13 protein-coding genes are annotated in these 11,982 nt (G+C 42.2%); all 13 read right to left on the bottom strand.

Annotated features, from left to right (window positions below; all coding sequences use genetic code 11):
- Nucleotides 1-23: 23 nt before the first annotated feature.
- Nucleotides 24-740, bottom strand: a complete 717-nt coding sequence (locus OCV54_RS03340; RefSeq protein WP_015534936.1) for a DivIVA domain-containing protein — start codon at nucleotides 738-740, stop codon at nucleotides 24-26.
- A 25-nt stretch (nucleotides 741-765) separates the two neighbouring features.
- A complete protein-coding gene (locus OCV54_RS03335; protein WP_015534935.1) occupies nucleotides 766-1,419 on the bottom strand; it encodes a cell division protein SepF in 654 nt (217 codons plus the stop codon).
- Between the two features lie 12 nt (nucleotides 1,420-1,431).
- Nucleotides 1,432-2,127 (bottom strand): YggS family pyridoxal phosphate-dependent enzyme, encoded by a 696-nt coding sequence (locus OCV54_RS03330; protein WP_015534934.1) that lies wholly within the window; start codon nucleotides 2,125-2,127, stop codon nucleotides 1,432-1,434.
- A gap of 22 nt (nucleotides 2,128-2,149) precedes the next feature.
- Nucleotides 2,150-3,556, bottom strand: a complete 1,407-nt coding sequence (locus tag OCV54_RS03325; RefSeq protein ID WP_156327897.1) for a biotin/lipoyl attachment domain-containing protein — start codon at nucleotides 3,554-3,556, stop codon at nucleotides 2,150-2,152.
- Between the two features lie 94 nt (nucleotides 3,557-3,650).
- Nucleotides 3,651-4,070, bottom strand: coding sequence for a hypothetical protein (locus tag OCV54_RS03320; protein ID WP_015534931.1), 420 nt, complete (start codon nucleotides 4,068-4,070; stop codon nucleotides 3,651-3,653).
- Between the two features lie 73 nt (nucleotides 4,071-4,143).
- Entirely contained in the window at nucleotides 4,144-5,139 is a 996-nt protein-coding gene (locus tag OCV54_RS03315) for a D-alanyl-D-alanine carboxypeptidase family protein (protein WP_242859623.1), read from the bottom strand.
- A 52-nt stretch (nucleotides 5,140-5,191) separates the two neighbouring features.
- Entirely contained in the window at nucleotides 5,192-5,587 is a 396-nt protein-coding gene (locus OCV54_RS03310; RefSeq protein ID WP_022216472.1) for a methylglyoxal synthase, read from the bottom strand.
- A 10-nt stretch (nucleotides 5,588-5,597) separates the two neighbouring features.
- Nucleotides 5,598-6,761, bottom strand: coding sequence for an FtsW/RodA/SpoVE family cell cycle protein (locus OCV54_RS03305; RefSeq protein ID WP_015534929.1), 1,164 nt, complete (start codon nucleotides 6,759-6,761; stop codon nucleotides 5,598-5,600).
- Nucleotides 6,712-7,041, bottom strand: a complete 330-nt coding sequence (locus OCV54_RS03300) for a cell division topological specificity factor MinE (protein WP_015534928.1) — start codon at nucleotides 7,039-7,041, stop codon at nucleotides 6,712-6,714. Before OCV54_RS03300 ends, OCV54_RS03305 begins: the two co-directional genes overlap by 50 nt.
- 16 nt (nucleotides 7,042-7,057) lie before the next feature.
- Nucleotides 7,058-7,849, bottom strand: coding sequence for a septum site-determining protein MinD (gene minD / locus OCV54_RS03295; RefSeq protein WP_022216474.1), 792 nt, complete (start codon nucleotides 7,847-7,849; stop codon nucleotides 7,058-7,060).
- Between the two features lie 25 nt (nucleotides 7,850-7,874).
- Nucleotides 7,875-8,579: a septum site-determining protein MinC gene (locus OCV54_RS03290; RefSeq protein ID WP_055144455.1), complete on the bottom strand. Its 705-nt coding sequence runs from the start codon at nucleotides 8,577-8,579 to the stop codon at nucleotides 7,875-7,877.
- Between the two features lie 46 nt (nucleotides 8,580-8,625).
- Nucleotides 8,626-11,463: a penicillin-binding transpeptidase domain-containing protein gene (locus OCV54_RS03285; protein WP_055222640.1), complete on the bottom strand. Its 2,838-nt coding sequence runs from the start codon at nucleotides 11,461-11,463 to the stop codon at nucleotides 8,626-8,628.
- A complete protein-coding gene (gene mreD, locus OCV54_RS03280; protein ID WP_022216476.1) occupies nucleotides 11,463-11,972 on the bottom strand; it encodes a rod shape-determining protein MreD in 510 nt (169 codons plus the stop codon). The genes OCV54_RS03285 and mreD overlap by 1 nt, the downstream gene beginning before the upstream one ends.
- Nucleotides 11,973-11,982: the final 10 nt, after the last annotated feature.

The following is an 11,982-nucleotide window of genomic DNA, read 5'->3' as shown; positions in this document are numbered from 1 at the left end:
CTCCATTAGTATAAAATATATTGTTAGTTTCCAAATGGATTAACAAATGACTTACCGCCAAGATTCTTTGTGTATACAGACGAATCACTTGTAACACTTCCGCCACCGGCACCGCCAAGTGTTGAATCACCCATGGCTGAGCCGCCTCCTGATCCGAGAGTTGATTCCTCGCGGCCCTGTGGATCGCCGTCATAGGAGTTCATAAACGAATTCATGGCTGCGCTCTGTGTCGACTGTGAATAAGAAGCATTTGAACTGCCCTCGCTTAATACATCGTCGAAATTAAGCCCCATCTCCTCATTGATAGGATTCTGGGCAAGGTAATTCATATGGGCTTCCATCAGAGCCTTGAATGCACATACATAGTCCTTGTACTGCTGTTTTATTCCATCAATACTTCCCTCTATGCGCTCAAGCTCCTCCCTGGCCTCCTGCACTATATTATTAGCCTTGATCTTGGCATCATTCTCTATCAGTCTCGCCTTATCAGTGGCGTTCTTTGTAGACTCCTCAGCATTCTTCTCTGCTAGCATGAGAGATTTCTGAAGCTTTGACTCGGTTGTTCTGTAATGTACTAAACTGTCAGTCAGAGTTTTCACCTGATTGGTAAGATCTGCATTGGACTTATACAGTTCTGTGTAGCTGAGCACAACTATGTCAAAAAATGCATCTACATCTTTTCGCGCATATCCCATTCCATGCGTGAACTTCTTCTGTTGTAAATCAACTGGTGTAAGCATATGTAATCCCCCGTAAAAACATATATTAGTAAGTTGCCTTACTTGAAAGAGTTTCCCCCTGAAGAGATCCTCCAGCCAATTCCTCCCTTAAATCACCAGATACGTAGGTTCCATTAGGTGTGGCAAGGAATATGTTGCCCGAAATAGCCTGAAACAGACCATCCACAGCATAACTTGCTCCTCCAATGAAATCCGCTATTCTCTGTGCAGTTGGAAGATCAAGATCCTCCATGTTTATTACGATTATCTGTCCTCGATTGAGATGATCGATTATCATCTGCGCATCGTCAAACTCGTCCGGCTTGATAACAAATACTTCACTGTCATCCATTGCTCTGGATCTGCTGTTGATCGATACGAGCTTTCCATTACCTGCTCCTGACTGCTGACCATGAGAAGATCTTGCAGCTTTTGATCTGGCCGATCCATTGTCAGATGATGCAGAACCTTTGTACTTATTAAAGGACTTGAGCGGTGAAGCCTTCACTCTGGACTCTGTCTGAGGCGCATCGTAATCATCCTCATCATCGTACTCATCGTCTAAGCGATCGTCCATATCGTCTTCATCTTCATAGTCATCTTCATCTTCATCAAACAAATCATCATCAAAGTCATCGTCGCTTGAATCACTTAATTTGAAATAATCAAGAAAACTTTTCTTTGTATTTCCCTTTGCCATGATTGTTCTCCTTTAAATATTATAATTTCTGGCACCGAATATTCCCGTGCCAACTCTAACCAACGTTGCACCTTCTTCAACTGCAACTTCATAGTCGTTTGTCATACCCATCGACAAGACGCTCATATCGATATTATCAATGCTTTTAGATTGTATGTCAAGTGATAAATCTTTCAATTTGCGGAAATAGACCCTGTTGTCCTCGGGATCATCCACAAATGGAGCGATAGTCATAAGACCCTTAACCCTGATATGAGGGAAATCTTTTATCTCCTGGATAAGCGGAAGTACCTCGTCGCATGACAGTCCAAATTTTGTTTCTTCCTGTGCAACATTTACCTCAATGAGAATATTGACTGTGACATCATGCTTTGCAGCCTCCTTCTCAATGGTTTTGGCAAGATTTAACGAATCAACGGAGTGTATCATACACACCTTATCTACAATGTATTTTACCTTGTTCGTCTGCAGGTGACCTATCATATGCCAGTTTACAGGTCTTGAGACATTCTCGTATTTGTCCACAAGCTCCTGAACCTTATTCTCACCAAAATCAACGGCATCCGTATCACTGAGCAATTCCTCTATATCTGACAAAGGCTTTGTCTTGCTAACGGCGATCAGAGTGACATCCTCCGGTGATCTGCCGGCCTTTTCACATGCCCTGACTATGTTTTCTTTTACTTTTTCGTAATTTTCTTTAAGCATATTATCATCTCCTGTGTCTGTACTATTGATATATAAGCTCTCCCTCTTTCATGGAATGTCCGTCCAGTAATATTCTGTCATATCTGGATATTCCATATGAAAGATCCGGCTTGATGATCGAGTAATCATCGCCCGATACGATAACCTCTATTCTTCTGAATTCCGCAGTTCCTCTTGATACACACAGAACACCATCCATCGTATACTTGGCGGCTGTGGCAACGGAAAATGTCTCCTTGGAATTATTCTTCTGCAGTACCGCATCGGAATCTATACTTGACGGATCAACATAACAGAATCTCTTGTCGGTAAAATATATTATCGGTGATATCTGTTTTATTGAAGTGCTTCCCGAATTGCCATATGTTACCTGATTAAAATGAGTCAGATCTGAATCACCACTGCCTCCTGTCAGGTAATCCACAGGTATCATATATACATCCTTTGTTATTACGGATGAAGCCGGTATCTTCAGACCACTGGATTCCTCGAACATGAAGTTGATGTCCAGAAATCTTTCATTTACATACTGCGCGATATATTTGTTGAATGATACCACTATATAATAATGACCATCTTTTTCGATCTTATCGTATGTCGATCTGATCTTTCTGCTCGAATTATTGATGGTAAATGAAGCGTATTCATTCTGTGTAACCTTCTCAAATTCATCCTTGCTGAGCGATATGGCAATATTCCATTCCTCATCGCTGATAAGCTTACATACAGCGCTGCCCGCAGAAACCTGGCCATCTGACTTGAGTGACTGTTTTGTATACACAGTTTTATCAAAAAGCTCAGGTGTCAGATTCTTCACATCGACGCTCTCATATCCATCCTGATAGTATGTGACAAGTCCGCTGAATGGCGCCTTCTGGGCATCAAGTGAAAATGATGAAGAACCATTGCTGACCTGCTCAAGAGCAAGCTCCTCATAGAGCTCTAAAAGCTTGTTGTCGATGCTTGTCTTGAAATTATATACATTACCAAAATTGGATGCCGAAAATCCATTTTTGAACATCTTTATCTGATTGTTCAGACTTGTGTAATCTGCGCTCGTGAGAAGTGCTGAACCATTCTCCTGCATGTCGCTCATTGCTGCCTGCATGGAGCCCGAGCTGTCAATGGCATATATATTTGCACCCTTGGATACCTTCTCGCCATCTCTTATATAGTAGCATGGTGTTCCCGTCGCCGAGGCGGTTATGACAGTCTCACTTCTTACCGCAAGCCCTGTAGCCGTGAAATCAGTATCGTACGTACTCTGCTCAACCGTGAATATTATCGGATCAGAATCATTAACATACGCAACGACCCTGATGAGTATATATATGAATACGAGTGCAAAAAGGAATGTTCCAAAGCCCGGCATTTTAAGCTTTGGAAGTTCGATCTTTGTCTTTTGTTTTTTTCGTTTTATTGTCGCCATAATATGTCTCCCGTAATTTACTCTGGCACAGAAAATGGCTGGCAACATACATATGCCAACCACATTCTATCTGAAATATAAGGCGGCATCCAGCTTATAATGCCGCAATAACGCAGTCCTTGAAATCCTCTGGTACGTCATTGACATCTGTTGCCAGACAGATCACTATATCAACATTGAACATATCGGATATGTTCTTTATCTCGTCCAATGCCTCAACGATATGTGACTCTCCAACGTATGCAACCGTCTTAAAATTATCTATATAAATCTTCTCAATATCACTGTTCTGGGAGATTATTCCTCGCACGAATCCGGTGAACGAATCCAGCTTGCTAATTCCATAGCTTGTACAGTTGATCATCTTGACTCTGTTGCTGAGCTCATAGAGATGCTTGTTGTTATTATCAAGAAATACTACCGTACCGGAAACAACCTTTACTTCATTGTTGACCTTATCTATCAGTGCCTTTGTCTTTCCCTTACCCTTATCTCCTGCAATAATGTGAATCATTTTTCATGCCTCCTGAATCTTGATGTAAAATTTATACAAATAATGTCCGTATCATATATGTCAGATACACACATCACTTTGCCTTATTTATAAGTTCAGTCATGGCGCTGTACAGTGCCTCTTTTCCATCTGCTCCGGCTACAAGAGCAATATACTCTTCACCGGTGGAATCGTTCTTAAGCTCCATGATAAGACAGTTGAGTGCCTCCTCTGTGGTTCCGGTCTTCCACGAACCTATCGAGTATCCATCTGGAAAATTTACCTCACCAGTTAAGAATTCATTTGTCGGCTCTATGGTTACCACCTGTTCATTGCCATCTGCATCCGTGTATGTGAAATCATATGTATCAAGTGAATCTATCACATACGCAAGGTCATGCTTTGAAAATTCCTTTATTATAAGATACAGATCATACGCTGTAGTGTAATGGTCATCGTCGTGAAGTCCATGACAGTTGACAAAGTGGGTATTTGTAGCACCGATCTCCTTCGCCTTTTTATTCATCATGTCACAAAATGCTGATTCGCTGCCGGCTATCAGCTCTGCAAGTATAACACCACAGTCATTGTATGATGTTATCATGAGACCGTACAGCAGGTTCTTGACCGTCAGGCTGCAGCCTCCGACCAGGTCACTGGCCATGGCATCCCAATCGTCAAATGTTACCTTTCTGTTGAGAGTTACCACATCGTCAAGGGATATATCTCCCTTTTCTATGCTCTCCATAACGAGTATACCTGTCATGATCTTGGTCATACTTGCCGGATATATCCTTCCATGTACATTATGGGCCACTATGGTATCCTTGGTCGTCTCATCGACAAGCATAGCGGCATAACATCCGTTGTAGTTTGCGGCATCTATCTCCTCGCCCTGTGCTATCACAGCGTTATCGTATGCCATTCCGAGCTCCCCATACACCGGAAGATCAGGCAACACACCTATGTCGAGCTGTTTTCCAGCTTTGTAGGTCTTGCTTCCGCAGCCGGTCAGAAGGACCATCGACAACACAAGTATCAAAGAGATACTTCTTCGCATGTATTTTCCTATTCTGCTTTGATTAAACATAATATAACCTCCGAAATATATTCAACAGCCTGATAACGGTGCTGAAATATATTTACTTGTAGAATTCACGCCAGTCAAGATCTCCTCTGTCAAGTGCCAGTATAAGAAGCTCGGCAGTTGCCAGATTAGTCGCAAGCGGAATATTATGTGTATCACACAATGTAAATATGTTGTTTATATCAGGTTCATGATTCTTTGGATGAAGCGGATCTCTCAGAAAGATGACCATATCGATGTCATTGTTCTCTATCTGTGATCCGAGCTGCTGCTCACCGCCAAGATGTCCTGCAATATATTTGTGAACTGTAAGATTGGTAACCTCCTCAATAAGTCTTCCGGTAGTTCCTGTTGCGTAAAGCTCATGCTTATTAAGAATTCCTCTATATGCTATACAGAAGTTCTGCATCAGTTTTTTCTTAGCATCATGTGCTATCAAACCAATATTCATGAAAATCCTCCTAATACTTTTTCTTTTGCAAATTTATATTGAGAACCATGCCCATTCCGGCACACAAACTGACGAGTGAACTCAGTCCGTAACTTATGAATGGCAAAGGTAATCCCGTGTTCGGAAGTATGGATGTGGCAACACCAATATTGATAAATGACTGGATGCTGACCAGTGCTGCCATACCTGTTGCTATATACATTCCCTTTTTATCACCGGAACGCCTAGCAACCCTAATACATTGTAACACTATGAGCAGTAAAATTGCAATAATAATAACACTTCCGATGAAACCTAATTCTTCTCCCACTGCCGAGAATATAAAGTCTGTCTGCTGCTCAGATATGAGATTTGTATCTTTTACGGTTGCCACATCAGAGCTGTTGATCCCCTTACCGGTCAACTGTCCCGATCCTATGGCCATGATCGAGTTGTTCTGCTGATCCTGGGTGGATCCGCCTCCATACATATGTCCAAGTATACGCTGTCTCTGATATCCGTTCAGAAACTGAGGCAGGTTGTCCTGCTGGATATACCAGAAGAAGCCTCCAAAGAATGGTATGAGTATCAGTACCGCAATACCTATTATCTTGAGTGAGAGCCCCGCTATAAATATGACTATAAACAATGTTGCACATATACATATCGTGGTTGAAAGATCCGGCTCGGCAAATATAAGTCCGATCGGTATTGCAAGGAAAGCTGCAAGCTTCAGCAGCGTCTTTGCCGTGTTCAGATCATCCGCATGTTTTTCAAGAAAAACAGCCGTGCAGATTATCAGTATTATCTTGGCAAACTCCGATGGCTGTATGGTAAATGAATCGGATATCTGGAACCATCTGCTGGCTCCATGGGAATCCGCACCTGATCCTACCACCAGTACAAGTCCCAGCAGCACTATATTTGCAGCGTATAGTACCATATAGTATTTGCATATGAAATTATAGTCTATGAGTGATACTATTATCATTCCCAGTATACACACCCCGGCACCGATCAACTGCTTTGTGAGTTTTGTCTCATCTACGCTCACTATGATCACAGTACCCATGGCCATGGCTGCTATTATCAGGAAAAACAATTTGAAATTGTAATCCAGTATACTGTATTTTTTTTGATCCTGATCAAGACTGAATTGTTTTAAGTTCAGTTGATCCTTCTTGAATAAGTTCATAATTCACTGATCCTCGTCCTGTTGTTCTGTATGTATATTCGTTATCCTTCTTCTCTGTATCCACGCTTAACAATGGAATATATGCCACTAGCATACGCTCCTTGACCTGGATATCGATATCTGATTCCTTTACATTGATGTATCTGTCTATCTCCTGCTTTATGGTATGCTTCATATCGTCCAGGAAATCCGGATTACACCCTATCCTGTCTGAAGCCAACATGCTTATAAGCCTTTCTTTGGCATAACTTCCTGTGTTATATAAATATATCTTATTCATCCCCATATTCCTCCCTTCAGGCTCTTTTACGTCTGAAAAGCGAACGCAGTGAGCGGTTCTTCCCTGAATAATAATCTTCAACTTCAAGGGAATCATCCACTATCTTTCTGCATATATTCATATATGCATGTCCCGATTTCGTGTTGCTGCACACGACCGGTTCTCCTTTGTTTGTCGATATGACTATGTCCTCATCGTCGGCGATCACTCCAAGCAGATCCACTGCAAGTATATCAACCACATCATCGACGGACATCATATTGCCCTTTTTGACCATATCATATCTTATCCTGTTGATTATGAGGTGCTGTTTTTCAATTCCATACGCCTCGAGCAGACCGATTATCCTGTCTGCATCCCTTATGGCCGAGACCTCGGGAGTTGTCACTATGACAGCCCTGTCAGCAGCAGCTATGGCGTTCTTAAAGCCCTGTTCTATACCGGCCGGGCAGTCAATGATTATGTAGTCATACTCGTCTCTTATCTCGTCTATGAGCTTGATGATCTGTTCCGGGCTGACCGCTGTCTTATCCCTGGTCTGCGCGCAAGGCAGCAGGTACAGATTGTTGTAGTTCCTCGCCTTTATAAGAGCCTGCTTATATCTGCAGTTTCCCTCTATTACATCTATCAGATTATAGACTATGCGGTTTTCCAGGCCAAGCACAACATCCAGGTTTCTGAGACCTATATCTGTATCTATCATCACCACTCTGTTCCCGAGGGACGCAAGACCGGTTCCTATGTTCGCCGATGTGGTCGTCTTGCCAACTCCGCCTTTTCCTGATGTAACAACAATAACTTCACACATAATAAAAATCCTCCTAAATTTACTATCATATGTAGGTTATATTTATAATCCCTTCATCATTCGTAGCTATCATTGGCATTCTTTTTGCACCCGGAAGTCTGATTCCTGTACTTTTCGCTTTTCCTATCTGCAAAAGCTGTGGGCACATTCTCATCGCTATTATGAAATTGTTTCCAGCCGCCAGCTTACCCGCTATGGCAGCTCCCGCCAGTTCCCCAACGACCACGATATTCTTACCGGATACAACCCTGGCATCCCTGGCAACATCTCCGAGGATAATGACATTTCCCCTGATCTCAAGGGTCTGCTTTCTCCCTATGTCGCCGCGGAAGATATATGGTCTTTCATTGTCACTGTGCGTTTTAGTCATATCCGGCAAAGCCATACTGACTTTTGCCTGTTGTGGTTCACGATCCCCATCATCCCGGACACCGGAACCTGTATATTGATCTATGTCAGGTTTAGCTGCAAATCTGACATGAATCTTATCAATGCTGTTTAAAAAACTGATTATCTCCTCCGTGTCTCCACGCTCCAGGGTACATCCCCTGAAAGATATACATACAGTTCCTTTTTTCTGGAAGGCACTTATATTATCGAGGATCCTGCAATACAGATCGCAGCAGATATCATTTACAGACATAGCCGCCGGTACATAGACAACTATGCCTGATCTGTCTGCCTTGATTGATAATCTGTCCATACCATCCATATCATCTGCTCCTGTCATATTATTTCCTACACACAGGTTCTGTGATATATCTTTGGTATCTCAATTAATCTGACATCTGGTTGTTTCCTGTTATGTCAAGCGTATCAAGCTTGTCAGGGTCATACATATATGCGTACACCATTCCGGCAAGCTCCTCTGCGTTACCCGATGTATATCCATGTGGAATAACACATGTTACACTGACCTCAGGGTTCTCATAAGGCGCAAATGACACAAACAATGCGTGATCCGGCCTTGTGGTATCCTCCTCTGCTGTTCCCGTCTTGCCGGCAACATTGACATTTATCTGATTTATAAGAGCCGATGGACTTGTGTGTTCACTTACCATCTGACGCATTCCCTGTTTTATGACCGCCCACTGGCCGTCCGTCAGATCAACTGTATTCTTAGGAACGTTGTCACTCTTATACACTGTTCTTCCATCTATATTTTTTATCTCGTTCACCAGTGTCAGGTCATAACAGTTGCCCTCATTGGCGATGGTTGTCACATATCTGGCAAGCTGGACAGGCGCATAGTTATTTGTACCCTGTCCGATAGAAGAACGTACCGCATCAGTATCTGACACATGCGGATCCATCTCTTCTATCTCCACACCTGACTTCTGGTCAAGTCCAAATAACGAAGCGTACTTCTGTATCTTATCTATACCTTGTGCATCCTGATATACTCCCTTGCTGTCTGTGGCAAGGCGGTATCCAACCTCATAGAAGAAACCGTTACACGATACCTCTATGGCGTCAGCGAGACCAAGTGTTCCGTGTCCGCTTCTGAGCCAGCAGGCCGGTGAAGGAACAACCTTTGAGAATGTACCGTAATCAGTTATAACTGATCCAACGTCTATAACGCCCTCCTGCAGACCAGCTGCAGCAATGAGCATCTTGTATGTGGAACCCGGTGCAGTTCTCTGCATGGTTGCACGATTGTACATAGGGGTCGTCTTATCTTCTGTTATCTTGGCATAATAGTCAGGATCGATCACATTTGTGAGCTTGTTGTTGTCGTAGCTTGGGTAGCTTACCATAGCCCTTACAGTTCCTGTCGCCGGATCGACCACCACGATGGATCCCGAGCATGGGTCAAGAGCAAGCATGGCAGGTGTTATCTCAAGCTTTTTGATCTTTCTGTAAATAAATTCAAAATTGCTGAGGACACCTGACGTAAATTCCTCGTAATCTTCGTCTGTTGTACTATTAAGGATTCCCTGGTCGTATAACAGGTATATTACCTGGGAACCTGTTATTTCACCTGATAATATCATATATTTGAAGACTCGTTTGTCGAAATCGGAGTCATCCTCAAATTCTTTGAGTACATAATCGACAATAACATTGTATATCTCATCCGTATCATAATAATCACTGCTTGTCTGAATGCCGGTTATGTCTATTACTCCCTGGCTTATGCAGTATTTCAGATACTCATATAATGATATCTTGTCATTTACATAGTTGTTATATGTGTCACTGTCCTTATCCACTGCACTGCTGTCATATATGCCGTTTGAGCTCAGCGTCTCGCATATAAACTCCATATAATCCTTGTACTGATCCGAAAGATTATACAGTTCCGTGTGACTGCTCTTCAGAATGTCCGAAAGCGCATTGAGTGTGTACTGCTTGCTTGATACAAATGTGTTGTACACATTCTTTTCATTGTCAGTTGCATTCGCAGCATTAAGGGCCTTTATGTCTATAATGTTGTTGTCAAAGAATGCCGAGTACACATCCGTTATAGGTATATCCTCTTTCTCCTTGGATGTCGTCACGTTCTTGAGATTTGCAAGGAGAATATACGACAATTCCTTTTCAAGTGCGTTGTAGCAGTATTTCTGAAGATCAGAGTCAAGTGTGAGGTAAATATCGTTTCCTGCAACAGAATCAGTCTTTTCTATAATTTCAAGGACTTTTCCCATGTTGTCAACGTACATCTTCTGGGAACCGTCAACACCACGAAGCTGATCCTCGTACGACTGTTCCAAACCAAGCTTTCCAACCATATCATTGGAATCATACTGCTGATTCTCGTCAAGCTTCGCATTGTACTCCTCGAGCTCCTCATTTGAAATGTTGCCGATATATCCGATTATATGCGAAAAATATATGGCATCATTGTATACTCTGTTTGATTCAATACTCACATCCATTCCGAGCAGTGTATCCATATTCTCAGTTATCGCAGCATAGCTCTGCTGACTTATATTGTTGGCGATATCCACTGTCATGTACTGCTGGTATCTGTTGAGCCATACCTCATATCTCACGGCAAGGATCTTGAGCACATAGGCATCCGAATAATCACCTGAGATATTGAAAAGTTCATCACTTCTCATATAGTCAAATACTTCCCTTGCTGTAGCATTCTTCTGTGCATCGGTGAGGGCATCAACTGAGCTTGCACCATAAACATTCATATAAAATGTATTGAGCTGTGAGCCGCTTATCGTGAATTTCATGTTGCCATTTGCATCCAGCTTGATCGGAAGCTCCACGGACAGACTGTCTCCATTCTGCTCAAGTATAAGTATCGTCTTATAAACTATCTCATTTCTTAGCTCATTGACCGACATATTCTTCTTGTCTGCCGCCTCAGTGAGGTCTGCATTGCTGGTGAAACTCAGATTGTATGAAGATTCGTTATATGCAAGCAGTTTTCCGTTGCAGTCGAAAATCTTTCCTCTGGTGGCCTTGACCGACACCGTCTTAAGTGATTTGTACTGGAAGCTGGACTGATATTTTTCTCCATTTATGATCTGAAGATTAAACAATCTGTACACAAGCACGCCTGACAGGCACAAAAAAAACAGAGTGACATAAAAAATACGGCTCTTTAACTTTTCTACTATAAAATCTTTGATTATCTCTAATATATCTCTGATCACTATGTCTCACTTCCTTTTTCAGCGCGTTTCAGCCGCTTGTTTATAAAGACAAACAGCTTGAATACTATCATCGTAAGTATGGCTGTGTATATCATATCCGGCAAAATAATATCCTTCATGTACAGCCCAAAACTGAGTCTGTTACGCATTACAAAGAATATTATAAATGTTATGAAATTAAATATGAAATCATCAAGTGTTATGATGATGATAGGCAGCAGTACATCCTCCACGAGGTACAGTCTGTGGAAAAATCCGTTACAGTATCCAATGAGCATATATATGATCATAAAAGGGCCTATGGCAAAGCCAAAGTACAGATCATATAAAAAGCCACAGAAAAATCCCACCAGCATTCCCTCTTTTCGACCTCTCATAAGTCCAAAGGACACCGTGAGGATGAGCATCAGATTGGGAGTCGCACCCGCAACTGAAATATATGGAAAAAGTGCTGACTGAAGCACAAAACATATTATGATTAATAATCCAAGTGTGATAACTCTTCTCAATGTCTGTTTA

This window comes from Coprococcus aceti, assembly GCF_025567285.1.
Taxonomy (GTDB): domain Bacteria; phylum Bacillota; class Clostridia; order Lachnospirales; family Lachnospiraceae; genus Coprococcus; species Coprococcus aceti.
The sequence above is the reverse complement of the archived record's forward strand: the minus strand, read 5'-3'. Positions and strand labels throughout refer to the sequence as shown.

Coding starts and splice junctions, on each gene's coding strand:
- OCV54_RS03340 (WP_015534936.1), bottom strand. CDS start 740: ATGCTTACACCAGTTGATTTACAACAGAAGAAGTTCACGCATGGAATG.
- OCV54_RS03335 (WP_015534935.1), bottom strand. CDS start 1,419: ATGGCAAAGGGAAATACAAAGAAAAGTTTTCTTGATTATTTCAAATTA.
- OCV54_RS03330 (WP_015534934.1), bottom strand. CDS start 2,127: ATGCTTAAAGAAAATTACGAAAAAGTAAAAGAAAACATAGTCAGGGCA.
- OCV54_RS03325 (WP_156327897.1), bottom strand. CDS start 3,556: ATGGCGACAATAAAACGAAAAAAACAAAAGACAAAGATCGAACTTCCA.
- OCV54_RS03320 (WP_015534931.1), bottom strand. CDS start 4,070: ATGATTCACATTATTGCAGGAGATAAGGGTAAGGGAAAGACAAAGGCA.
- OCV54_RS03315 (WP_242859623.1), bottom strand. CDS start 5,139: ATGTTTAATCAAAGCAGAATAGGAAAATACATGCGAAGAAGTATCTCT.
- OCV54_RS03310 (WP_022216472.1), bottom strand. CDS start 5,587: ATGAATATTGGTTTGATAGCACATGATGCTAAGAAAAAACTGATGCAG.
- OCV54_RS03305 (WP_015534929.1), bottom strand. CDS start 6,761: ATGAACTTATTCAAGAAGGATCAACTGAACTTAAAACAATTCAGTCTT.
- OCV54_RS03300 (WP_015534928.1), bottom strand. CDS start 7,041: ATGAATAAGATATATTTATATAACACAGGAAGTTATGCCAAAGAAAGG.
- minD (WP_022216474.1), bottom strand. CDS start 7,849: ATGTGTGAAGTTATTGTTGTTACATCAGGAAAAGGCGGAGTTGGCAAG.
- OCV54_RS03290 (WP_055144455.1), bottom strand. CDS start 8,579: ATGACAGGAGCAGATGATATGGATGGTATGGACAGATTATCAATCAAG.